Raw genomic sequence first — 23,426 nt, 5'->3', positions numbered from 1 at the left:
CGCACGGCAGCGCGGACCGAGGTGGACGGGAGGACGAGCACGTGATCGTAGGAATCGAGACCGGCGGCACCAAGGTCATCTGCGGGGCCGCGAGGGAGGGCCGGCCGCAGGAGTTGGTGCGCGATCTGCGCATCCCGACCACGACCCCGGACGAGACGACGGACGCGATCAACGCCTTCCTCGACGAGATCCGCGAGATCGAGCCGGTCACCGCGCTGGGTGTGGCGTCCTTCGGGCCGATCAACGTCGAGCCGGACAAGCCGAGGTGGGGCTGGGTCACGGGAACGCCGAAGCCCGGCTGGGCGGACACCGACCTGCTCGGCCGCATCCGCATGACCGCGGAGGTGCCGACCGTCCTGCTGAGCGACGTGGCGAGCGCCGCGCTCGGCGAGCAGACCTGGGGTGCGGGGGCCGGCGTGCCACGGGTGGCCTACGCCACCTTCGGCACCGGTGTGGGCGTCGGCCTCTGCCTGGACGGCAGGGTGCTGCACGGCAACGGCTACCCGGAGATGGGACACCTTCTCGTGCGCAGGCACCCGCGTGACGACTACGAGGGCAGTTGCCCCTTCCACGGCGACTGCCTCGAGGGGCTGGCGTCCGGTCCCGCCGTCCTCGGGCGATGGGGGTCGGACGCGTCGTCCCTCGACGCGGGGATCCGAGCCCAGGCGCTCGACATCCTCGCGTTCTACATCGCCCAGCTCGCGGCCGCGACCGCCTACACGACGGGAGTGGAGCGCTTCGTCGTGGGCGGCGGCGTGCTCAAGACGCCCGGCCTGTTCGACGCCGTCGTCGAGCGGCTCCCCGGGGTTACCGGTGGCCCGGGCGCGTCGCACGCCGCCTCCCTCGACGAACCGGGCTTCCTCGCGTCGCCGGCGCTCGGCGACCACTCCGGCGTGCTCGGCGCGATCGCCGCTGCCCGGGCGCTCCTTCCCCGCTGAACCGGGAAACGGGTCGGAGTCGAGGGCGGGTCAGGGAGCGGCGTCGAGGTGCCGCACCAGCTCGCCGATCGACGCGACGGTGACGGTCGGCGGCGTGAAGTGGGCCGGGTACGGGATCCCCGCGCGGTTCACCCAGGCGGTGGACAGACCGGCTTCGGCCGCGCCGTGGACGTCCCAGGGGTGCACGGCCACGAGGTACGCGGGTCCCGTCGTCCCCGTCCGCGCGACGGCGTCGACGTAGGCGGCGCGAGCGGGCTTCCACGGGGTGCGGCCCTCGACCGTGAGCAGGTCGTCGAAGGCGGGGAGCACGCCCGCGTCCCGGAGCAGACGCTCCGCCGTGGCTGTGGGGCCGTTGGACAGCGTGAACAGCCGATGGCCCGCCTCCCGCAGCGCCCGGACGCCCTCGGCGACGTCGGCGTGCACCCCGACGCGCGAGAAGGAATCGAGCACAGCGTCCACCGCGTCGTCGAGGCCGCGATCGAGGTCCCGCCCGCTGAGCACCCCGCACGCACTGTTCCTCGCGAGATCCGGGAAGGAGGCCGCGCTCCCGGCGGCCGTGAGCGCGAAGGCGTCGCGGAGCAGGGTGGCGAACCACACCGTGGCGAGCGAGCGGTCGCCGCCGATGGTTCCGAACGTGTCGGCGACGGTGCTGAGGTCGGAGAGCGTCTCGTTGACGTCGAAAAAGATCGTCGTGCGCGTTCCGGTCATGTGGGTCGTCCCTCCGTGCTCGTCCCGCTGGACTCGGTCGGAGCCCGTCCTGGCCGATCCCCGATCCGTCGGGATCGGACGCGGGTCCGGCCCCGCATCACCCCTCCCCGGCGGCGGCGCTGTCGCCCTCGCTCTGCCAGGGCCAGCGCCCGGTGATCTCGAGCTCGAGCGACCAGCTGAGGAATGTGCGGATGAGCACGATGCAGGCGAGCACGCCGACACTCTCGAGCGTGGGGGTCACCGCGACGGTACGGATGATGTCCGCGGCCACGAGCAGCTCCAGCCCGAGCAGGATCGACCGCCCGAGGAATCGGCGGAAGCGCCCGTAGACCTCGCCCTGCCGGCGGACGAGACGGGTCAGAGCGAATGCCGTGGCCAGCACCGCGCCGAGGACGACCGCCATGACGCCCGCCGCGTCCACGGCCTTGCCTGCCGTCTCGATCCACTCCTGGAACTCCACCGGTCTCCTCCCGACCGTTCCAGGACTACTCCTGTTGCGATCGGACGGCGAAGTGGCGCCGGCGCACTCGGGTCTGTCGGTCCTGTCGCCGAGCCGGGCAATCACGACCTCCGAGCTCGTTGGGGGACGCCCCTTCGACGAGCTCAGGGACCGTGATGGGTTCAGTCCGCGTAGGCGGTGTGGACGTCCCGGCGGGGTGTCAGGATGCGGTCGAGGTGCGACATCGTGAGCACCATCGACGGCTGCGGGCCCGGGCCGACCAGGCGGAGGTCGCCGCCCTGGGCGCGGGCCGCTTTCAGGCCAGCGATCATGGCGCCGAGGCCGGTCGAGTCCAGGAACTCCACCGCCGACAGGTCGAGGACGATCTTCGACCGGCCCTGTCGCAGCACCGACCGCACCGTGCGATCCAACCGCGACGCGGTCAGCATGTTCAGTCGTCCGGTGCCGCGGATCACGGCGACGTCAGAGGTGAGCAGATCAGTGGGGAAGTACATGGCGGATCCCATCGTCGGCGGAGCACACACGAGCACCCAGGAAGGGCGAAGGAAGGGGCGGCCCAACCCCGCCTGGGGGGAGGCGGGGCTGGGCCGAGAACGAGCGCGACAGGAGGGGGGAGGTCGTCGAGCGCTCGATCGGGTTCACGGGAGCGGCATGCAGATCAGGGGGGTGCCTGCTCCCGGTGGTACTCGCCGGTCGGGGGTGTTCCCGGCGATGACTCGACACTACAGTCCGTGTCCGCATAATGGAGGACACCGCCGGTCCCCAAAAAAGGGGACACGCCGTCCCCCGTCCGCCGCGCACGGAGCACGGGCCCGAGTACGGGAGGTCAGGCGTTCCGCGGGAACGCGATCGCGCGGACCGCAGCGAGGCCCTCCGGAGTGCCGGGCCAGTGCCGCTGCACCGCGTCCTCCCCCGCGCGCGAGACCGCGAACCGCACGGCGATTGCGACCACGACGACGTCGTCGGCGTAGCCGAGCACGGGGATGAAGTCCGGGACGAGGTCGACCGGCATCAGCAGGTAGACCAGTAGCGCCCCCAGCCAGAGCCGCGTGCCGAGGGGAACGGTGCCATCGGCGACCAGGCGCTTCAGGAGGCGGAGGACGTCGGGCACGAGTCTCAGGGCGCCGCGGAGGCTCATCGCGTCAGGCGCCCCGCGGGCGGCCATGAGCAGGGCCCCGACGAGCACGAGCCACACCACCAGGAGGCCGCCGACCACCGCGAGGACGACCTGCCACCACTCCGTCATCGGCCCTCCCGGACTGCGTCGCCCTCGCCGATCAGAACAGGCCGAGGTGACCGAGGACGATCTGCACGCCGATGGCGATGAGGATCACGCCGCCGACGATCTCGGCCGGCTTCTGGAAGCGGATGCCGATCCGGTGACCGAGCAGCACCGCGGCGAAGGACAGAGCGAAGGTGGTGACGCCGATCACGAGGACGGCGATCCAGATGGCGATGTCGAGGAAGGCGAACGAGACCCCGACCGCCAGCGCGTCGATGCTCGTCGCCACGGACAGCACGAGGAGCTCGCGGGTCGACAGAGTGCCGCCGTCCTTGCCGTCCTCATCCGCACCCGGCCGGAGCGCCTCCCAGAGCATCTTGCCGCCCACGAGCGCGAGCAGCCCGAAGGCCACCCAGTGGTCGAACGGGGCGATCACCTCGGCGAAGGTGCTGCCCAGCAGCCAGCCGAGAAAGGGCATCGCGGCCTGCGCCACACCGAACGCGGTCGCGATCATAAGCGCCCTGCCGATGATCTGGGACCGCAGGTGCAGTCCCTTGCCGAGGGCGACGGCGAAGGCGTCGGCCGACACGCCGGTGGCGAGCAGGAGGAGGGTCCAGGGAGACATGGGGCTCTCTCGTTCGTGGCCGGAACGAGAGGACGCTCCGGCACAGGGCTATGGTGCCGAAGGTCTCGTTCACCCGACCAAAGCCGGGCGGTACGCCGGGTGCGACTGCGCACCAGGATGTCGACGTACCTCCGCGCCACCCGGGTGACGCCATGGGAACTACTCCCCTTCAGCCCTCATTCTCTCACAGGGTTCTCCGCAGCCGGTCCGACGTCTCGGCGCGGTTCCCGCGCCCGGGCCGCCCTCGCTCGGGCCGTGATCGCGAGGATGACGCCGGTCTTCGCGTCCGCGTAGGCGTTCATGTCGTCCCAGCGGCTCCGCATCAGGGACCTCTTCGTCTCCTCGTAGAGGGCGCGGTCGTCCGCGTCGGAGCGCAGCCGATCCCGGAGCAGGAGGTAGTCGACGACCGCTTCATCGCCCCGCTCGTAAATGTGCACGTGCACGTCGCGCGCCGGGGTGCGCACGAGACGGTGCCCCGGCTCGCGGGTGCGCAGTGCGTATCCGGCCGCCAGGAGGGCGTCGAGGTAGTCCTCCTCCGCGGTGATGTCCGGAACCGCAACGACGATGTCGACGATCGGCTTCGCGGCCAGCCCCGGGACCGATGTCGAGCCGATGTGCTGGACGTCGACGTCCAGCACCGGGAGCGCGTCGAGTATCCGCCGCCGGTGTTCCGCGAACACCTCCGCCCACCGGTCGTCGTGGTCGCGAAGGTCGAGTTCGAGCGCCTCGGTGCCGCCCACCAGCTCCACTGTCGTCACGTCGGGTCGGCGCGGCCTGCGGGTACTCACCCGGCAATCCTCTCAAGCGCCCTCTGCCGCGCCCGCGCGCGGCACAGCGCGGCGACGGAGCTAGCAGCCAGGAAGGGCGAAGGAAGGGGCGGCCCAACCCCGCCTGGGGGGAGGCGGGGCTGGGCCGGGAACGAGCGCGACAGGAGGGGGGAGGTCGTCGAGCGCTCGATCGGGTTCACGGGAGCGGCATGCAGATCAGGGGGGTGCCTGCTCCCGGTGGTACTCGCCGGTCGGGGGTGTTCCCGGCGATGACTCGACACTACAGTCCGTGTCCGCATAATGGAGGACACCGCCGGTCCCCAAAAAAGGGGACACGCCGTCCCCCACGGCACCGGCCGCCCTTCACCGGAGAACGCGGCCGCCCGCTCACAGGGACGCGTCGCGAGCGGAGGCGCACAGGCCGCCGGACCGGGCGGGACTTTCCGAACCCTCTGGGGTACCGTCGGGGTGGCCCGGCACCGGATCGTGACTCGAATCCAAGGAGGAGCGCATGCAGACCTCTGCTCCGACCCTCCCCCGCCGGGAACTGCCCGAACGCGGCACCCGCCGGGTGCTCGTGCTCCTCCTGGCCGCGATCGCGGTCATCGTCGGACTTCTGACCCTGCACGCTCCGGGCGCCGCCGCCCACGGTCACGGTCCCGGCGCGGACGCGCCCGCCGCGGGCGCGCATCCGGGCCCAGCGCCGCACAGTCACGCCGCGGTCCCGCTCGGCGACACCGCGTCGGTACCCGACCACATCCATGCCGCGTCGGATTCCGGCCACCTCCGCGCCGCGTCGGATCCCGGCCACCTCAACGCCGGGTCGGGACTCGGTTCCGCCGAGTGCCCCGGGGTGGGCGGCACCCACTGCTGCGCCGCCGCCGCCTGCCTTCCCGTGCTCGCACTGCTCTCGGTGTCACAGGCACCGGGCGCCGCGCCCGTCGCGCTGGCCGGGGTCACGCTCGCCGCTGTCGCGGCGTTCAGCCTGCGGCCCACCCCGGTCCGCCCGCCATCGCTGGCGCAGCTCTCCACCCTCCGGATCTGACTTCTCGCTCCCGACACCCCTCCGGGTTAGCGGCCACGATTCGTCGCGCCCGCCCGCCTGGCCCCGTTCGTAGCATCTCGAGAGAAGGACGAAGGACACGCATGTTCACCAACCGCACAATCGCCGTCACGACGGCCGCACTGACCGTAACCCTGGGCCTGGCCGCCTGCTCCGGCGGCACCGGCAGCACCGCCGAGGACACGCCGACCAGCACGCCGGCGAGCAGCAGCGCCCCCGCTGTAGCCCACAACGAGGCGGACGTGATGTTCGCGCAGATGATGATGCCGCACCACTCCCAGGCCGTGGACATGAGCGAGATGCTCCTCGCCAAGAGCGGCATCTCCGAAGAGGTCCGGGATCTCGCCACCGCCATCGCCGCCGCCCAGGGCCCGGAGATCGAGCAGCTGTCCATGATGCTGGACGAGTGGGGCGAGGGCCAGGGGTCGGACATGGGCCATTCGATGCACGGGATGATGTCGGACGAGGACATGACCGCCCTCGACGAGGCGTCCGGCGCCGAGGCCGAGCGGCTGTTCCTCGAGCAGATGACGGAGCACCACAGGGGCGCCATCGAGATGGCGAAGACCGAGGTTGAGGACGGGCAGCATCCGGACGCGGTCGCGCTGGCGGAGGACATGATCTCCGCCCAGCAGAGCGAGATCGACCAGATGGAGGACCTGCTCGCGGCGCGCTAGCCCCGCCCCTCGTCCTTTCCCTCCCTCGCGCGTGGCAGGGAGTGGAGACGGAGCTTGAGCCGTCTCTCTCCCTGCTGTGGCTAGTCCGGATCCGAGGCCGGCCGGGCCTCCGACGATCCGGCGGAGTCCGGCGGCGGGCCGGTCGTCCCGCGCACGACGAGGGCGGGCTCGAGGGTGCGCCGGACGTCGGCGGGATCGCTCCCGGACATCCGGGCGAGCAGCAGGCGTGCCGCCTGGACTCCGACCTCGTAGCTCACGTCGTCGATCGTCGTCAGGTCGATGAGCCGCGTGCGGGCGAGATCCGTGTTGTCGTAGCCCACCACGGACAGGCGGTCCGGCACCCGGAGACCGAGCTCGCGCGCGGCGCCGAGCGCGCCGATCGCCATGACGTCGTTGGCGGCGAAGATCGCTGTGATGCCGGGGTGCTGCGCGAGGACGGTGAGCGCGTCCTCGTACCCCGCCCGCTCCGACGCCTGGCTCCGGCGCGGGGTGACGATGCCGCGGATTCCCGCCTCGTGGGTTGTGCTGAGAAAGCTCGCCTCCCGGGCCTCACCCGCGCCGCCGGCCACCGCGAGATGGGCGATGGTGCGGTGCCCCAGGCCGAGCAGATGCTCGACCGCGAGGCGGGCGCCGTGGGCGTCGTCGTTGGCGACGGCATCCGCCCCTCCCGGCGCCTCCGCCCGCGTTCCCGCGACGACGAGAGGAGGCGCGGTGCCCCCGAGCAGCGAGTCCGGCACGTCGCGGGCGACGACGATGCCGTCGACGCGCATGGACAGGAGGCCGGCGACGGGGTCCTCCACGCGAGGCAGCGTCACGGAGTCCACGACGCTGAGCCGGTAGCCCGCCTCACCGAACACCTCCCCGAGCCCGCGGAGCAGGTCGACGAACCAGGGGTTGGCGTAGTCGTCGATCAGCACGCCGATGTGCCCCGTCCTCGCCGCGGCAAGGTCCGACGCGGCCGTGCTGGGTCTGTAGTCGAGGTCGGCGATCGCCTTCTCGACCGCGGCGCGCGACGCGTCGCTCACCCGGGTCGAGCCGCGCAGCACGAGCGAAACGAGGGACTTCGACACGCCCGCCGCCGCGGCGACGTCGTAGATCGTGGGTCGCGACGGTCTCATCGGGTCACCTCCCTCGCCTTCCCTGGTCTCGATTGACAGGACATACGCACAATCATAGGCTGAGCGTTGGAGCGCTCCACATGGAGTCTCTCACCGCACCGGCGCCGTGAGGGTCGGTACCACTCGCCTGGAGGTTTCATGACCACGAGCATCGGCGTCGCCGTCATCGGCGCGGGTATGGCGGGCAAGGCGCACGCCGCCGCCTACCGCTCCGCGTCCACGCTGTACGAGAGCACGCTGCCCGAGATCCGGCTCGTGTCCATCGCCGACGTCTACGAGCCGCTGGCGGAGTCGACGGCGAAGCGCTTCGGCTTCCAGCGCCACGACACGTCGTGGCAGGCGATCGCCGAGGCCGACGATATCGACGTCGTGAGCGTCGTGGTGGCGAACTTCCTGCACCGTGAGATCGTCGAGGCGCTGCTCGCGGCCGGCAAGCACGTGCTGTGCGAGAAGCCGCTCTCCGACACGCTCGACGACGCGCGAGCCATGCTCGCCGCGGCCGACTCCGCCGCCGCTGATTCCTCCCCCGTGCTGGCGCGGATCGGGCTCACCTACCTCCGGTCCCCCGGCATCGCCTACATCAACTCCCTCGTCCGGTCCGGCGCCCTCGGCAACATCCTCAACGTCAGCGGCCACTACTGGACCGACTACGCCTGCGACCCCGACGGGCCCATCAGCTGGCGCTTCACGGGCCCGAACGGCTCCGGTGCCCTCGCCGACGTCGGCAGCCACCTCACCTACCTCGCCGAGTTCGTGTCCGGCAGCCGCTTCACCGAGGTCCGCGGCGGGACGCTCAGCACCGTCATCCCGACCCGCCCGAAGCCCCTCGGCGTCGTCATCGGCCACGAGCACGCGGCCGTCGGCGAGGAGCGTGAGCGCGTGCAGAACGACGACGTCGCCGCCTTCTCGGGTCTCCTCTCGACCGGCGCCACGGCGACGCTGCAGGTATCGCGCGTCGCCGCGGGCCACCCCAACACGCTGGTCCTCGAGGTGTTCGGCGACCGGGGCGCCGCGTCCTTCGACTTCCGTCACCCCGGCGAGCTCCAGCTCTACCTCGCGGGGGACGATTCCGCGACCGCCGGATACCGCACGGTGATCCTCGGACCCGACCACCCCTACTGGAAGGGCGGGCTCGCCATGGACGCCCAGGGGGTGGGCATCGGGCAGAATGACGGGTTCGTCTTCCAGGCGCGCGCGTTCCTCGAGGAGGTCGCAGGGATCCCCGAGGAGGCGTCCCTCCCCCGCAACGCCGGCTTCGACGACGGACTCCACAACATGCTGATCCTCGACGCCGTCGCCCGCTCCGCCGCATCGGGCGGTTCGGCCGTAAATGTGCCCGCCGCCGTCCGCGTCGGCGCCTGAGAGAAAGGACGAGACCATGCGACTCGGACTGTACAACGCGATCCTGCACGACCGTTCGCTGCCGGAGGCCATCGAGGTCATCGCCGGCCTCGGTCTCACCGGCATCGAGCTGAACAGCGGCGGATTCCTCCCCGCCGTGCACGTGCCCACCTTCGACGACATCCTCGAGAGCGACACCGCGCGCGACGACTTCCTGGGCCTGTTCGAGGGGACTGGCGTCGAGATCGCCGGACTGAACTGCAACGGCAACCCGCTGCACCCCACCCGCGCGATCGGCGAGAGGCACGCCGAGGACGTCCGCCGCTCGATCCGCCTCGCCGAGCGGCTCGGTCAGCACCGGGTCGTCACGATGTCGGGGCTGCCGGGCGGGGAACCCGGCGCGAGCCGGGTCAACTGGGTAGTGAACGCCTGGAACTCGGCGGCGCTCGACGTGCTCGACTACCAGTGGGACATCGTCGCCGACTTCTGGCGCGAGACCGACCGGCTCGCGCGGGACTCCGACGTCAAGGTGGCGCTCGAGCTGCATCCGCAGAACGTCGTCTTCAACTCCGCCGACGTGCACAAGCTCGTCGACCTCACGGGAGCGACGAACGTCGGCGTCGAACTGGACGCCTCCCACCTGTTCTGGCAGCAGATGGACCCGGTCGAGGTCGTGCGCCACCTCGGCCCCCTCGTCTTCCACGCCGCGGCGAAGGACGTGCGGATCAACCGGAGGTGGGCGGCGCTGAACGGCGTGCTCGACAACGGCTTCCGCAGGCTCTCGCCCGACGAGCCGCGCACCAACCTGGGCGGCGACGAGTGGGCGAACGAGTGGCCCCAGGAGTCGGCCTGGGACTTCGTGGCCCTGGGGAAGGGTCACGACGTCGCGTACTGGACCGAGTTCCTGCGCGCGCTGCACGAGGTCGACCCCGACATGATGGTCAACATCGAGCACGAGGACGTGGAGCTCGGCCGGGTCGAGGGCATCGCCGTGGCCGCCGAGGTGCTGCGGGCCGCGGACGCCGCGCTCCAGGCCTCCCTCCCGCCCTCACTTTCCGCCACGTCGACCCCGCCGACCCCGTGAGCGGCCCGACCAGGTCCACTCTCCGCCCCGGAAGAAGCCGATTCGGGCGCCCCAGCGGAACAAGCGGGAAGAAAAACAGTGAAGAAGGGCGCTCTCGATGAAGGAATCGCACACGCTTGGCGTCGGTCTGATCTCCGTCGGCTGGATGGGCAGGCTGCACTCGCGGGCGTACCTCGCCGCGGGCCAGCACTACCCCGAACTGCCGGTTCGGGCGTCCCTGGCCGTCGCCGCGGATCCCGACGAGGGCGGCCGGGGCCACGCCCGCGAGGCCCTGGGCTACCGGCGCACGGTCGCGGACTACCGGGAACTGCTCGCCGACCCCGAGGTCGACGTCGTCTCCATCTGCTCGCCGAACTTCCTGCACCGCGAGATCGCGCTGGCCGCGGTCGCCGCCGGCAAGCCCTTCTGGATCGAGAAGCCGATGGGGCGCAGCGCCGAGGAGTCCAGGGAGATCAGCGTCGCGGCAACGGCCGCGGGACTCGTCACCTCCGTGGGCTTCAACTACCGCCACGCGCCCGCCGTCGCCGAGATGCGGCGGCTGGTGCGCGAGGGAGCGCTCGGCCGCATCACCAACGTGCGGGTGTCGCTCCTCGCCGACTACTCCGCGGACCCCCGCTCGGCCCTCACCTGGCGGTTCCTGAAGGACAGGGCGGGGTCCGGCGTCGTCGGTGACCTGCTGTCCCACGGCCTCGATCTCGCCCAGTTCGTGGTCGGGCGCATCGACTCCGTCTCCGCGTTGACCGAGACCTTCATCCCGTCGCGCCCGCTGCCCGCCGCCGGAGCCGTGAACCGCTTCAGCAGCGACACCGACGCGACGCGGACGGGCGCGGTCGAGAACGAGGACTACGTGAGCGTGCTCGCGCGCTTCGACGGCGGCGCCGTGGGCGTCTTCGAGTCGAGCCGCGTCGCGATCGGACCGCGGTCCGAGTACGTGCTCGAGGTCTACGGCACGAAGGGCTCCGCGCGGTGGGACTTCCAGCGCCTCAACGAGCTGCAGTTCGCCGACGACCCGGCCGGCTACCGCACCATCATGGCCTCGCCCGGCTTCGGGGACTTCTCCCGGTTCCAGCCCGGAGCCGGCACGAGCATGGGCTTCGACGACCTGAAGACCGTCGAGGCCGCGCTCTTCCTGCGATCGGTGGCGGAGGGCCGGCAGCTCGCCCCGTCCGTCGCCGACGGCTGGGCCGCGGCCGAGGCGGCGGATGCCGCGCTCCGCAGCGCGGCATCCGGCACCTGGACCGCCGTGCCGACGGTGGAGGGCGAGACGACGTACGACCGCCCCTGATCCGCGCGCATCCGGCCGGGGATCCCGAGGCACCCAGGGACGACGACAGGCCCGCTCGTTCCGGAACGAGCGGGCCTGTTGCCGTACGCCGGGAGCGGCGTGGATCAGGTGCGGATCAGCTGCGGGTGGAGGCGGACTCGCGCTTGGCCGACACGGTGTAGATCGCGCCAGTCGTGACGTTCTCCTCCAGCGCCTCCAGCGTCTGGCCGCGGGTCTCCGGCGCCTGGGTCGTCACGAACACCAGGGCGATCGCCCCGACGGCCGCGAACAGGAAGAAGGTGCCGGTGATGCCCACCGCCTCCACCAGGGAGAGGAAGTAGAGCGAGAGGAACCCGTTGGTCACCCAGAGCGCGAAGATCGACACGCCGATCGCGAAGCCGCGCATGTGCAGCGGGAAGATCTCGGACAGGTACACCCAGACCGCGATGTTGAGGAACGTCTGCATGGAGCCGACGAACGCCACGACGAGGAACAGGATGACGAAGGGGCGGATCGGGTTGCCGACCGGCAGCATCATCGACGCGAAGCCGATCAGCAGGTGGCACGTCGTGGTGAGCGTGAACCCGATGATGAACGTCTTGCGCCGGTTGATGCGGTCCATCATGGCGAGGGCGATGATGCCGCCGACCACCGCGATCACGCCGGGGGCGACGTTCGCGATGAGCGCCGCGCTCTGGCTGAAGCCGGACTCGATGAGCACCGTCTGACCGAAGTACATGATCGAGTTGATGCCCGTGAGCTGCTGGGCGATGCCGATGCCGATTCCGATGAGCAGGATGCGCAGCAGGTTCTTGTTGCTGAGGATCGAGCGCCAGCCGATGGTGTTCGCCTCGCGCTCCTCCTTCGCGATGTCCTCGACCTCGGCGAGCTCCGCTTCGGCGCGACCCTCGGGGCGGATGGTGCGGAGGATCAGCAGGGCATCCTCGTCACGGCCCTTCTCGACGAGCCAGCGCGGGGACTCGGGCATCTTGAGCATCCCGAGGAAGAGGGCGATGGCGGGGAGGGCGCAGACCGCGAGCATGATGCGCCAGACGCCGGGCAGGTCACCCCAGATGGTGCCGATGATCGCGTTCACGACGAAGGCGGCGAGCTGGCCGATGACGATCATGAGCTCGTTGCGGCCCGCGAGGGATCCGCGGATCTCGTAGGGCGCCATCTCGGCGAGGTACACCGGCACGACGCCGGACGCCCCGCCCACGGCGAGCCCGAGGAGCACGCGGCCCAGCACGAGGATCTCGTAGCTCGGGGTGAACACGCAGACCATCGCGCCGGCGAAGAAGAGCACCGCGAGCAGGATGATCGTCTTGCGGCGGCCCCACGCGTCGGCCACGCGGCCGCCGGCGAGGGCGCCGATCGCGGCGGCGAACACCAGCGAGCTCGTGACGACGCCCTCGGTGAAGGCGGTCAGGCCGAGCTCCTCGGACATCGGGCGCAGGGCGCCGTTGATGACGCCGGTGTCGTAGCCGAAGAGCAGGCCGCCGAACGTCGCGATCAGGGCGACGACGCCGAGCCGCTTGCGATAGGGCCCCGCGGTCAGCGGGGGAAGCGTCCTCCTGGGGGCGCCTCCGTGGGTACCGGAACTGGTCATCTCGACTCCTTTGTCTCAGGACCGCTACGGGCGTGACCGCGATCCTCTTGCGCCATGGTCACATATGACCGTATGTCCTGTCAAACATACAATGATGGTTCTCGAGGATCCGGCGGAAGAGCCGTTTCCCCAGGGTGGCCCCTGGCGGCGCTTGGGCACCGCCAGGAGGCCACTGGTATCCGCCCCGTTCGCCACCGGAACGCGGAGGGAGGGCGGCCGCGATGGTCGCACGAGGCCAAGCCCGGGACCGGGCCCGGCCGCCCAGGCGGGCGCGCCGGGTTGATTCCCGTCAGCTCCTCGGCGTCGGCGGTTACACCGGGGGCAGGAGGATGTCGCGCACGATGCGGTCGAGCTGCTCATCCGCCTCGAGGAACTGGCGCAGGGTGCGCACGGTCGCGCCGAAGCGGTCGAACTCCTCCACCGTCATCCCGTCCTCGTCGTACGCGCGGGAGAACTCCGGCACGCGGTCGCGGAGCGTCTGGATGACCGCAGGATCGACCGGCACGTCGATGCGGTCCTCGGCGGGGATGCCGTTCTCGTTGATGCGCCGCTGCCAGTCGAAGGGCGGGGAGACGACGAGGTCGCCGCCCTGGAGCTCCGACCACTGCAGGTGATTGCGGAAGGCGGCGGACAGCACGCGGGAGCGGTAGCCGCGCTCGGTGAAGATCCGATGCGCCTTCTTGAGGGCGGCGACACCGGCCCACTCGAGGTGGCCGGGGTCGAGGAGGATGCGGTTCTTCTGCACGTAGTGCTTGAGCCAGTCGTCCAGCCGGCCGCCCATGATGGTGACGACCGAACCGAACTCGCGCTCCGGCTCGCCCGCCTCGGCGCGGCGGTCCAGTCCGCGCTCGATGGCCTGCGCGGCCGCGACCGCCTGAGCCACGGTGAACGAGACCGTGACGTTGATGCTGACGCCGCGGAAGGTCGCCTCCTCGATGGCGCGGATGCCGACCGCCGTCGCGGGGATCTTCACGATGATGTTCTCGGCCAGACCGCTGAAGTAGACGGCCTGCTCAACGAGGGCGTCGGCGTCGCGGTGGAGGCGCGGGTCGGTCTGGATGGAGAGGCGGCCGTTGCGCCCATCGCTCTCGCGGAAGGCGGGCTCGAGCAGGCGCGCCGCCTCGATGGACAGCTCCTCGACGACCTTCCAGCCCAGCTCGGACTCCCCCGCCGCCGGATGCTCGGCGGCGAGCTGCGCGATCCGCGGGCCCCACACGTCGAGGTGCGCCTTCACCGCGGCGAGGGCGATGACGGGGTTGCAGGTGGCGCCGACGGCGCCGAACGCGATGGACTGCGCGAGCTCGACGGGGTCGGCGGAGTCGTTCCACAGCACCGTGGGGAACCGATCCACCGCGGCGCGGAGCGGCGGCACGGTCGTGGGGCTCAGGGTCGGGGTGGGCATACGTTTCTTCTCTCGGTCGTAGGGCTCGGGGGTTCGTGCGGTGCGTCGGTCGACGTGCGGGTCAGGCGACGGGCTGCGCGGGGACGGCCAGCTCGCCCGTGAGGTACTGGGCCCGGCCGAATCCGAAGGACCAGTCCTGCGGGCCGTTCTCGACGTAGCCGATGAACACGTCCTCCCCCGCGACGCCGACGGTGGAGAGGCGGGACGCGATCTCGGCGTAGAGCTCCTGCTTCTTCTCGTCGCTGCGGCCGCGCTGGGTGAAGATCTGGATGATGACAGGGTCCACGCGCTCGAAGCCGAGCCCGGCATCCTCGGCGACGATCGTCGTCGCCGGACGGGCGGTCACGACCTGGAACCGGTCGCGCTCGGGAATGCCGTACACGGCGACGATCGCGTCGTGCACGGCACCGGCGACCTCGGTGGAGTTCGTGCGGGCATCACTGTGGTCGATGCGAACAAGAGGCATGGGTGCGTTCTCCTAGCTGAGGGGTATTTGTTAGAACATACTGACATGGAATGGCGCCGCCGGTCAACGAGCGAGAGAGGAACGAAGCGCATCGACCCCTCCTTCGGCGCGGTCTCCGGGCTCAGTCGAAAGGACACAACGAACCTGCAGTGCGGTCCCTGAGCTCGCCGAAGGGAAGCGACGACCTGCGGCACGTCGCAATCACGGTCCCTGAGCTTGTTAAAGGGACGCAAGGACCTGCGGTACGTCGCGATCACGGTCCCCGAGCTTGTCGAAGGGACGCTGGCCGTTCTCTCGATTGGGCTGCTGGAAGTTCTCCACCGGGCCAAAGTTCCTCATCGAAGAAACTTTCGACGTGGTAGAATGTGTGCTATGAGAAACCCGGCAGCGACGCTCCTCCGCACAGCGGACACCGTCGCGCGCCTAGGCTCCTCGCCGGCTTCCTACGCCGCGCTCCCGAAGCAGGATCTGCTGGACGCGCTGCAGGTTATCTCCGACGCACGACACTGCTGCGACACGATCACCGCTGCAATAGCCGCGGAACTGAGCCGCCGCTCGACGCCTGACCTCGGCTCAGCAGGCCTCGCCCAACAGGAGGGCTACCGCACGCCGCAGGCAATGGTCGAGGCCATCACCGGGACCACCAAGGGCGGCGCCGTCTCGATCGTCGAAGTGGGCAAGATGCTCGCCGAGACCGACGCCGCCGAGACCCTGCAGCGCGAGCACCCCGAGCTACCGGTGCCGCAAACTCCCTGGCAGGCGCCCATCGCGCACGCCGTAACCGACGGGCGGATCTCCATCGCCCAGGCCGACGCAATCCGAGCCGGACTGGGACTCCCGACGGACTCGGTGCCACCGCAGGCGCTCTCCGAAGCCGCGGTCGAGTTGATCGAAGACGCCGCGACCCTCACTGCGGGCCAACTGCACCGCCGGGCAAGGCAGCTGCGAGACGACTTGGACGACGCCGAGGTCGCGGACCGTGAGAAGGCGCAGCTGGAGCAGCAGCACCTCAAGGCGTGGAAGCGGCCGGACGGCATGGTCGAGGGCAAGTTCCTCTACGCCCCCGAACCAGGCGCCTTCCTCCTCTCCGTGCTCGACGAGCTCACCAATCCACGACGTGGCGGGCCGAGGTTCGTGAAGGAAGAGGATCGGGCGCGAATCGACGCGATCGCGAACGATCCGCGGCCGACCGAGCGGCTCGCGGCGGACGGGTTCCTCGAGCTCCTGCGCATCGGAGCGGATGCCGACCCCGGACAGGTCTACGGGTCGAGACGACCCGCTGTGAGGGTGATCGTCACCAAGGAGAGCCTCGATTCCGGCGAGGGCCACGGCTCGATCCAGGACACGGGTGAGGCCGTGAGCATCGCGACCATCCGCCGCGAGATCTGCAGCACGGGAACGGTCGCCGTGGTCCTTGACGACGACGGCCAGTGCGTCAACGTCGGACGCGAGCAGCGCCTCTTCACCGCCCGCCAGCGCACCGGACTCGCGGTCCGGGACGGCGGCTGCATGTGGCCCGGCTGCGACCGCCCACCGTCCTGGTGTGAGGCCCATCACATCAACCAGTGGAAACGGGACCACGGCAAGACAGACATCGCCGACGGGGTTCTGCTCTGCAAGCACCACCATCTGCTCCTCCACAATCACGGCTGGGACATCACCAGAACGGGCGGCAAGTACACGCTGCTGCCACCGAGGTCGATGAGCCCGACCCGGGAGGGGCGGCACTTGGCGACGAAGAGCAGAGCGGTCCAGGACTGGAACGCCCGCCGCCACCGCCTCCGGCCCCGAGACCCTGTTCACCCGCTCGAACCGACCCCACCCGGCGGCTGACCGTGCCCGATGCGCAGCTTCTCACGGTCCCTGAGCCTGTCGAAGGGACACGACGCACCTCACGTCGCTTCGACAGGCTCAGCGACCGTGATGACCGCCTCCGATCGCGCACGAGTCCCGGCAGCCGTACCACCCGCATTCCGTCGCTGCTCGCGAAGCTCTCGGGAACCACCAGCGCAGGCGAACGGCTCACGTCGGTCCCTGAGCCCGTCGAAGGGACGAGACGCATCTCACGTCGCTTCGACAAGCTCAGCGACCGTCTACGGGACGACCGCGAATCTCGGTCGCACCATCCGCATTCCGTCGCTGCTCGCGAAGCTCTTGGGAACGACCAGCGCCTACCGACGGCACCACCTCGGTCCTTGAGCCTGTCGAAGGGACACGACGCACCACGGTCGCTTCGACAAGCTCAGCGACCGTGGTGACGGCCTGCGAATCGCGCACGAGTGCCGGCAGCGGTACCGCCCGCGTTCCGTCGCTGCTCGCGAAGCTCTCGGAAACGACCAGCGCCGACCGACGGCACCACCCCGGTCCCCGAGCCCGTCGAAGGGACGCGACGCACCTCACGTCGCTTCGACAAGCTCAGCGACCGTGGTGACCGCCTCCCAATCGCGCACGAGTCCCGCCAGCCGTACCGCCCGCATTCCGCCGGTGCTCGCGAAGTTCTCGAGAACGACCAGCGCGGCACCCACGGCACCACCTCGGACCCTGAGCCCGTCGAAGGGACGCAACGCACCTCATGTCGCTGCGACAAGCTCAGCGACCGTGCACGGAACGCACGTGAATCTCGATCACGCCACCATGCGCACTCCGTCGCTGCTCGCGAAGCTCTCGGGAACGACCAGCGCGGCACCAACGGCACCACCTCGGTTCCTGAGCCCGTCGAAGGGACGCGACGGAAGCGAGGCCGCCGGCCCTCAGCCCACCAGGTCGCGGAGCTTCTGGAGCTGGTAGCGCGAGGTCTCGTCCGCCGTCTCGTCCTCGGCGAAGACGTTAGAGACGAGGAGGGCGTCCTCCCGGTCCAGGTAGCCCGTGGCCCGGAGGGTCGAGAACAGCTCGGCCCAGTCCACGTCGCCGTCACCGATGCGGAGGTGCTGGTGCACGCGCGCCGCGTTGCCGGGCGGGTTCGAGATGTAGCGGAGCCCGTGCGACCGGTGGTGATCGAAGGTGTCGGCCGTGTACACCGCGCCGAGGCGGCCACCGATCTCCGGCAGCAGGGTCGTCGCCCGGTTGCCGTAGTGGAACGTGTGCGACGCCACGTACACGAAGCCGACCGCGCGCGAGTTGAGGCCGCGCAGCACGCGCCACGCCTCGAGCCCGTCCTCGACGAAGTCGTCCGGATGCGGGTCGAAGTTGACGCGGACGCCCTCCGACTCGAGCACCGGCAGCAGCTCCTCCATCGACCGGTAGAACGCGTCCTCGGACTCCTCGGAGCGCTCCGGCCGTCCGGAGAACTCCGTGTTGAGGACGGTCACGCCGAGCTCCACCGCGAGCTGGATAACCCGGCGGAAGTTCCGCACCGCCGCAAGCCGCTGCGGTTCGTCGGGCCAGGAGATGCGCTGCACCGGCAGCAGCGCCGGGATCGAGACCCCGGCGTCCACCGCCGCCTTCTTCAGCTTCGCCACGAGCTCGTCGTCCGCCTTCGGGTGACGGAAGAACGGCGCGAAGTCCACGTGCGGCGTCAGCTGCAGGTGCTCGTAGCCGAGCCGTGCTGCGACGTCCGGGAACTCCAGCAGCGAGTGGCTGTGGTGGTACGGCGTGGGGTCGAGGGCGATGCGGACCATGACGGCTCCAGTCGGAAGGTGACAGCGGAAAGTGACAGCGGGATGTGGCAGCGGGATGCGGGATGCAGGACGCGTGCCACGGGAGCGAAGAAGCGACGCTCAGCGGCCGAGCCGGTCGACGGGACGCCCGCCGGTGCCGGCCCGCCGGTGTCGCCGGTATCGGCGGTGTCGGCGGTAGGGCGGGACCGCGACCCGGCTACGCGTAGAAGGCGGGACGCTCCGGCGCCTCGATGGGGATGACGCCACCGTCGAGCGCCTTGACGCCCGCCTCGCAGGAGAGGGCGACGAGGTAGCCGTCCCACGCATTGGGCCCGTCCACGAGCGTGCCGTTGTGCACGGCGTCGACCCAGCGCTGGATCTGCGTGTCGTACGCCGCCGCGAACCGGGTGGTGAAGCTCATGTGGTCCGCGACCGAGAACGCGCCACCGCGCCAGGTCTGCAGGCCGGCCGGCTGCCCGATGCGGGCGAGCCCCTGCTCGAAGACCGCCTCGGTGGCGACCTGGTAGCCGAACTGCACGCTGACGTTCATCTCGACGTCCACGAGCACGCCGTTCTCGAGCTCCATGATCACGAGGATCGGCTCGCGCAGGCCCTCGGGCGAGAGCGAGTTGCGCCGCGGGTACTTCACCTCGACGGTCTTCACGGGCGAGCCGGCCAGCCACGGCACGACGTCGAACTCGTGCACCACCGAGTCGGTGATGAGCATCGTCTGCGTGTAGCTCGCCGGCACCGAGGGGTTGCGGTGGGCACAGCGGAGCATCATGAGTTCGCCGGAGTCGCCCGACTCGACGAGCTCCCGCAACGCCGCGTACTCGGCGTCGAAGCGGCGCATGAAGCCCACCTGGATGTGCGGCCGGTCGAGCTTCTGCTCGCGCTCGAGGATCGACCACGACGACTCCGGGTCCGGGGTGAGCGGCTTCTCGCAGAGGATCGGCAGGCCCGCCTCGAGCGCCGGCACCAGCACCGGCTCGTGGAACTGGCCCGGCACGGCGATGAGCACCGCGTCCACCGCGTCCGACGAGATGGCGTCTTCAATTCGCGAGAACGCCTGGGCGCCGGGCGCGTTCACCGCGGCGGCCTCGGCGCGGCCGCGGTCCGGCTCGACGACGGCCGAGACGACGGCGCCGCTGATGCGCCGGGTGATCCGGGCGATGTGGTCGGATCCCATGGCTCCGGCTCCGACGACGCCGATGCGAAGGTCAGTGGTCATGTGTGTGCTTCTCCTGGTGTCGTGGTCGGGGTGAGGCGTGTGTCTCAGTGCACCCGGGCGAGGTGCGTGCAGCCGAAGATGTGCTCGCGGGTGCGCTTGGCGATCGGGAACGGGCGGTCGATCTCGCATCCGTACATGTCCTGCTCCACGATCGCGAAGATCTCGGAGTCGATCGCGGCGACGGCCTCGATGATCGGCGCGAGGTCGGGCACGCCGTGCGGCGGCTCGATCATGATGCCCTGGCCCACCGCCTCGGCGAACGGCACGTCGTTCTTCAGCACGTCGAACAGCAGCGACGTGTCGACCTGCTTGAGGTGCAGGTAGCCGATCCGGTCGGGCCTGTCCTCGATGAGCTTGACGTTGTCGCCGCCGTAGTAGGCGAAGTGACCGGTGTCGAGGCACAGATTCGTGTATCGCGAGTCGGTCTCGTCGAGGAAGCGCACGACCTCGCGGGTCGTGCCCACGTGGCTGTCGGCGTGGGAGTGGAACTGCTGGCGCACGCCGAACTCCTCGAGCAGGGCCTTGCCCAGCCGGTCGTGCCCGGCGGCGAGCTTCGTCCACTGCTCGTCCGTGAGCGTGCGCGACTCCAGCACCTCGCTCGTGGCGTCGCTGCGCCACAGGTCGGGGATGACGACGAGGTGCTCCGCGCCGAGCTTCGAGGCCAGGCCGGCGACGGCGAGCGCCTGGTCCCAGGCGCGCTGCCACTGGTCGTCGCCCTTGTGGAAGCCGGTGAAGACGGTGCCGGCCGAGAGCTTGAGGCCGCGGGAGCCGAGCTCGTCCTCGAGCTGGTGCGGGTCGGTCGGCAGGTACCCGTAGGGTCCCAGCTCGATCCAGGTGTAGCCCGCCTGCACGACCTCGTCGAGGAACCGCTGCCACGGGACCTGCTTCGGGTCGTCCGGGAACCACACCCCCCAGGAGTCGGGGGCGGTGCCGATGCGGAGGCCGGGCGCCGTCTCGATGGCGACGTCTGCGTCGTCGGGAATGCTGTCAGTCATGTCTTCTCCGGAAGTTGGTCGGGGCGGTGGTCAGCCGAGCAGGGGCTTCTGGTTGGCCTGCTCGACGAGGTACTCATCGCGGGCCCGCTGGGTGGACTCGAGCGTCGAGACCTCGGGCACCGGCACGTCCCACCAGCCCCCGCCGTCGGGCGAGTAGATGCGCGGGTCGCTGTTGACGTGGATGAACGTCGACCGGTCGGACGCCTTCGCGGTGGCGACGGCGGCCTTGAGGTCGTCGATGGCGCCCGGTCTCTCCGCAACCTCGATCACGTCGATGCCGTAGCTGCGGGCGTTCATGGCCAGGTCCACCGGGAGGATGTCGTCCCCCTGGAAGTTGCGGGCCTCCGGGTCGTAGCTGCGGTACAGCGTGCCGAAGCGCTCGGAGCCGACCGTCTCGGAGAGGTGGCCGATCGACGCGTAGCCGTGGTTCTGGATCAGCACGACGATGATCTTGATGCCCTCGGCGACCGCCGTGACCAGCTCGGTGTTGAGCATGAGGTACGAGCCGTCGCCGACCATGACGATGACGTCGCGGTCGTCGCCGTTCGCCAGCAGCCCGCGCTTCGCGCCGAGGCCGCCCGCGATCTCGTAGCCCATGCAGGAGAAGGCGTACTCGACGTGGTAGCCGAGCGGGTTCCGCACGCGCCACAGCTTGTGCAGGTCGCCGGGCAGCGAGCCGGCCGCCTGCACGACGACGTCCTCCGGGGCGCTCGAGGACTGCACGGCGTTGATGATCTCGGTCTGGCCGGGCAGGGCGAGGCCGGACGGCGCGAACGCGTCGTCGACCGTGCGATCCCACTCCGCCTTCTCGCGGGCGATACGCTCGGCGTAGTCCGGCGTCACCGCGAGGCCCCCGAGCTCGGCAGCGAGCGCGGTCAGCGCCTCCCGGGCGTCCGCGATCAGCGGGATCTGCGAGCCGTGCTTGTACGCGTCGAACGCCGCGACGTTGATGTTGACGAACACCACGTCCGGGTTCTGGAACGCCGTGCGGGACGCGGTGGTGAAGTCGCTGTAGCGCGTGCCCACGCCGATCACGACGTCCGCCTCCGCGGCGAGCCGGTTGGCGGCGAGCGTGCCGGTGGCGCCGACGCCGCCGAGGTACTGCGGGTGGTCCCAGTTCAGGGAGCCGCCGCCGGCCTGCGAGGTGCCGACCGGGATGCCGGTGGCCTCGACGAGCGCGCGCAGCTGGTCCTCCGCGTCGGAGTAGAGCACGCCGCCGCCCGCGACGAGGAAGGGCTTCTTCGCGCCGCGGATGGCCGCGACCGCCCGGGCGAGCGGACCGCGCTCGGGCAGCGGCCGGCGGATGTGCCACTCGCGGTCCTGCAGGAACTCCACCGGCACGTCGAGCGCCTCGGCCTGCACGTCCTCGGGCAGCGCGATGGTCACCGCACCGGTCTCGGCGGGGTCGGTCAGCACGCGCATCGCCGCGAGAGCGATGGAGTACAGCTGCTCCGGGCGCTGCACGCGGTCGAAGAACCGCGAGAGCGGGCGGAACGCGTCGTTCACGGTGAGCCCGATGTCCCACGGCTGCTCGAGCTGCTGCAGCACCGGATCGGCGACGCGCGTCGCGAAGGTGTCGCTCGGCAGCAGGAGCGCCGGCAGCCGGTTGGTCGTGGCGAGGGCGGCTCCGGTGAGCATGTTGGCGGCGCCCGGTCCGACGGATGCCGCCGACGCCAGCGTCGCGCGCCGGCGGTGCATGCGGGCGAAGCCCACGGCCTGGTGCACCATGGCCTGCTCGTTGCGCGCCTGGTAGTACGGCATCAGGTCCGGCTGCTCGACGTTGGACTGCTTGAGCGCCTGGCCGATGCCGGCGACGTTCCCGTGGCCGAAGATGCCGAGCATGCCGGGGATCGTGCGCTCGCGGATGTCGCCGTCGACGGTCCACTGGTGGGCGAGGAACTCCACCAGCGCCTGGCTGACCGTCATCCGCTTCGTCGCTGTCATTCGTTCTGGCCTTCCGTGTTGGCGGGGAATGGGAGTCGGGGGTCGACGTCCTGGCCGGTCCAGGTGTCGCGCACCCACGCGTGGTCGGGGTCGTCGCTGATGAGCCAGACCCGCTCGGGATCCGGGCCCGCCATGACGTTCAGGTAGTACAGGTCGTAGCCGGGGGCGGCGACGGCGGGCCCGTGGTACCCGTAGGGCACGAGGGCGATGTCGCCGGTCCGCACCATCGCGTTGATGTCGATCTCGCCCGCGGGCGAGGAGTAGGTGCTGAACATGCCGAACGCGGCCGTCTGCGACGCGTCGCTTCCCGCGACGGGCGCGGTCTCGAAGTAGTAGATCTCCTCGAGCCGCGACTCGTGGCCGGGCACCTGCTCGTCGTGCTTGTGCGGCGGGTAGGACGACCAGTTCTCGGCCGGCGTGATCACCTCGCACACGATGAGCCGGGCGGCGTCGAGGGCCTGCGGGGTGCCGAAGTTGTGCACCTGCCGGCTGGACGCCCCCGCGCCGCGGAGCTCCACGGGCGTATCGGCGGCGGGGATGTGTCGCGTCGGGCGGACGTCGGTCGTGGGCGACGTCGCCACGGCGACGCGACCGCTGCCGGTGATCCGCGCGGTCGCGGCGGCGGACAGGTAGAGCACGTCGGTCGGTCCGGCGAACACGGATGCGCGCCCGGCGAGCTCGGTCGTGGTGCGCTCCCCGCCCTCCTCGGCGATCACCGTGAACGACCCGGCGAGCGGCACGACGATGCGCTCGACTCCCGTCTCGTCCAGGCCGAGTTCGTCGCCGCCGGAGAGGTCGGCCACGCGGATGCCCGTGTGCTGCCAGCCGGGGGTCGACTCATCCACGACGCTCTCCCAGCCGTCGCGGGCGAGTCCGCCCCGGCGGTGGAACCAGCGCTGGTCCGTTGTGCTCACGT

23 protein-coding genes are annotated in these 23,426 nt (G+C 70.7%); 7 read left to right on the top strand and 16 right to left on the bottom strand.

Annotated elements, in window-relative coordinates; translation table 11 throughout:
• Positions 1-41 precede the first annotated feature (41 nt).
• A complete protein-coding gene (locus tag DAI20_RS07930) occupies positions 42-938 on the top strand; it encodes an ROK family protein (RefSeq protein WP_159084972.1) in 897 nt (298 codons plus the stop codon).
• 30 nt (positions 939-968) lie between these two features.
• Here the strand turns inward: DAI20_RS07930 and DAI20_RS07925 are convergent, their stop codons facing one another.
• From DAI20_RS07925 to DAI20_RS07900, 6 genes are all read right to left on the bottom strand, one after another.
• Positions 969-1,646, bottom strand: a complete 678-nt coding sequence (locus DAI20_RS07925) for a haloacid dehalogenase type II (RefSeq protein WP_108250044.1) — start codon at positions 1,644-1,646, stop codon at positions 969-971.
• A 97-nt stretch (positions 1,647-1,743) separates the two neighbouring features.
• Positions 1,744-2,106: a DUF1622 domain-containing protein gene (locus DAI20_RS07920; RefSeq protein WP_205781391.1), complete on the bottom strand. Its 363-nt coding sequence runs from the start codon at positions 2,104-2,106 to the stop codon at positions 1,744-1,746.
• A 161-nt stretch (positions 2,107-2,267) separates the two neighbouring features.
• On the bottom strand, positions 2,268-2,600 hold the full coding sequence (locus DAI20_RS07915; RefSeq protein WP_108250043.1) for an STAS domain-containing protein: 333 nt from the start codon (positions 2,598-2,600) through the stop codon (positions 2,268-2,270).
• A 332-nt stretch (positions 2,601-2,932) separates the two neighbouring features.
• Positions 2,933-3,352 (bottom strand): YkvA family protein, encoded by a 420-nt coding sequence (locus tag DAI20_RS07910; protein WP_108250042.1) that lies wholly within the window; start codon positions 3,350-3,352, stop codon positions 2,933-2,935.
• 31 nt (positions 3,353-3,383) lie between these two features.
• Positions 3,384-3,953 carry a manganese efflux pump MntP gene (locus DAI20_RS07905; protein ID WP_108250041.1) on the bottom strand — a complete coding sequence of 190 codons (570 nt, stop codon included), beginning with the start codon at positions 3,951-3,953 and terminating at the stop codon, positions 3,384-3,386.
• A 176-nt stretch (positions 3,954-4,129) separates the two neighbouring features.
• Positions 4,130-4,741 (bottom strand): GrpB family protein, encoded by a 612-nt coding sequence (locus tag DAI20_RS07900; RefSeq protein WP_108250040.1) that lies wholly within the window; start codon positions 4,739-4,741, stop codon positions 4,130-4,132.
• 490 nt (positions 4,742-5,231) lie between these two features.
• Here DAI20_RS07900 and DAI20_RS07895 point away from each other — a divergent pair, with 490 nt between their 5' ends.
• Both DAI20_RS07895 and DAI20_RS07890 read left to right on the top strand, forming a co-directional pair.
• Positions 5,232-5,765, top strand: coding sequence for a hypothetical protein (locus tag DAI20_RS07895; protein ID WP_108250039.1), 534 nt, complete (start codon positions 5,232-5,234; stop codon positions 5,763-5,765).
• A 101-nt stretch (positions 5,766-5,866) separates the two neighbouring features.
• On the top strand, positions 5,867-6,460 hold the full coding sequence (locus tag DAI20_RS07890) for a DUF305 domain-containing protein (RefSeq protein WP_108250038.1): 594 nt from the start codon (positions 5,867-5,869) through the stop codon (positions 6,458-6,460).
• Positions 6,461-6,540: 80 nt separating this feature from the next.
• Here the strand turns inward: DAI20_RS07890 and DAI20_RS07885 are convergent, their stop codons facing one another.
• Entirely contained in the window at positions 6,541-7,578 is a 1,038-nt protein-coding gene (locus DAI20_RS07885) for a LacI family DNA-binding transcriptional regulator (protein ID WP_108250037.1), read from the bottom strand.
• A gap of 138 nt (positions 7,579-7,716) precedes the next feature.
• Here DAI20_RS07885 and DAI20_RS07880 point away from each other — a divergent pair, with 138 nt between their 5' ends.
• The 3 genes from DAI20_RS07880 to DAI20_RS07870 all read left to right on the top strand — a co-directional run bounded on the left by DAI20_RS07880 (position 7,717) and on the right by DAI20_RS07870 (position 11,288).
• Positions 7,717-8,940, top strand: coding sequence for a Gfo/Idh/MocA family protein (locus DAI20_RS07880; protein ID WP_108250036.1), 1,224 nt, complete (start codon positions 7,717-7,719; stop codon positions 8,938-8,940).
• Positions 8,941-8,956: 16 nt separating this feature from the next.
• Positions 8,957-10,003 (top strand): sugar phosphate isomerase/epimerase family protein, encoded by a 1,047-nt coding sequence (locus DAI20_RS07875; RefSeq protein WP_108250035.1) that lies wholly within the window; start codon positions 8,957-8,959, stop codon positions 10,001-10,003.
• 97 nt (positions 10,004-10,100) lie between these two features.
• Entirely contained in the window at positions 10,101-11,288 is a 1,188-nt protein-coding gene (locus DAI20_RS07870; protein ID WP_108250034.1) for a Gfo/Idh/MocA family protein, read from the top strand.
• Positions 11,289-11,403: 115 nt separating this feature from the next.
• On the opposite strand, the gene DAI20_RS07865 is transcribed toward DAI20_RS07870, so the two are convergent.
• The 3 genes from DAI20_RS07865 to DAI20_RS07855 all read right to left on the bottom strand — a co-directional run bounded on the left by DAI20_RS07865 (position 11,404) and on the right by DAI20_RS07855 (position 14,744).
• Complete coding sequence (locus tag DAI20_RS07865) at positions 11,404-12,876, bottom strand: sugar porter family MFS transporter (RefSeq protein WP_108250033.1); 1,473 nt, start codon at positions 12,874-12,876, stop codon at positions 11,404-11,406.
• A gap of 310 nt (positions 12,877-13,186) precedes the next feature.
• Positions 13,187-14,278 carry a transaldolase family protein gene (locus DAI20_RS07860; RefSeq protein WP_108250032.1) on the bottom strand — a complete coding sequence of 364 codons (1,092 nt, stop codon included), beginning with the start codon at positions 14,276-14,278 and terminating at the stop codon, positions 13,187-13,189.
• A gap of 61 nt (positions 14,279-14,339) precedes the next feature.
• Positions 14,340-14,744 carry a tautomerase family protein gene (locus tag DAI20_RS07855; protein ID WP_108250031.1) on the bottom strand — a complete coding sequence of 135 codons (405 nt, stop codon included), beginning with the start codon at positions 14,742-14,744 and terminating at the stop codon, positions 14,340-14,342.
• A gap of 372 nt (positions 14,745-15,116) precedes the next feature.
• On the opposite strand from DAI20_RS07855, the gene DAI20_RS07850 reads away from it, so the two are divergent.
• Positions 15,117-16,577: an HNH endonuclease signature motif containing protein gene (locus DAI20_RS07850; RefSeq protein WP_159084971.1), complete on the top strand. Its 1,461-nt coding sequence runs from the start codon at positions 15,117-15,119 to the stop codon at positions 16,575-16,577.
• Positions 16,578-17,140: 563 nt separating this feature from the next.
• Here DAI20_RS07850 and DAI20_RS19075 read toward each other — a convergent pair.
• From DAI20_RS19075 to iolB, 6 genes are all read right to left on the bottom strand, one after another.
• On the bottom strand, positions 17,141-17,269 hold the full coding sequence (locus DAI20_RS19075) for a hypothetical protein (RefSeq protein WP_306766467.1): 129 nt from the start codon (positions 17,267-17,269) through the stop codon (positions 17,141-17,143).
• 225 nt (positions 17,270-17,494) lie between these two features.
• The gene (locus DAI20_RS07845; RefSeq protein ID WP_108250029.1) at positions 17,495-18,361 is read right to left on the bottom strand and encodes a sugar phosphate isomerase/epimerase family protein; all 867 of its coding nucleotides are present in this window, start codon (positions 18,359-18,361) and stop codon (positions 17,495-17,497) included.
• 196 nt (positions 18,362-18,557) lie between these two features.
• Positions 18,558-19,571, bottom strand: a complete 1,014-nt coding sequence (locus DAI20_RS07840) for a Gfo/Idh/MocA family protein (RefSeq protein WP_108250028.1) — start codon at positions 19,569-19,571, stop codon at positions 18,558-18,560.
• A gap of 44 nt (positions 19,572-19,615) precedes the next feature.
• Positions 19,616-20,566: a sugar phosphate isomerase/epimerase family protein gene (locus tag DAI20_RS07835; protein WP_108250027.1), complete on the bottom strand. Its 951-nt coding sequence runs from the start codon at positions 20,564-20,566 to the stop codon at positions 19,616-19,618.
• Positions 20,567-20,596: 30 nt separating this feature from the next.
• A complete protein-coding gene (gene iolD / locus DAI20_RS07830; protein WP_108250026.1) occupies positions 20,597-22,510 on the bottom strand; it encodes a 3D-(3,5/4)-trihydroxycyclohexane-1,2-dione acylhydrolase (decyclizing) in 1,914 nt (637 codons plus the stop codon).
• Positions 22,507-23,424: a 5-deoxy-glucuronate isomerase gene (iolB, locus tag DAI20_RS07825; RefSeq protein ID WP_108250025.1), complete on the bottom strand. Its 918-nt coding sequence runs from the start codon at positions 23,422-23,424 to the stop codon at positions 22,507-22,509. Before iolB ends, iolD begins: the two co-directional genes overlap by 4 nt.
• Positions 23,425-23,426: the final 2 nt, after the last annotated feature.

The sequence above is a fragment of the Planctomonas deserti genome, from assembly GCF_003067705.1.
GTDB classification, from domain to species: domain Bacteria; phylum Actinomycetota; class Actinomycetes; order Actinomycetales; family Microbacteriaceae; genus Planctomonas; species Planctomonas deserti.
This window is presented reverse-complemented; position numbering and strand designations above follow the sequence as displayed.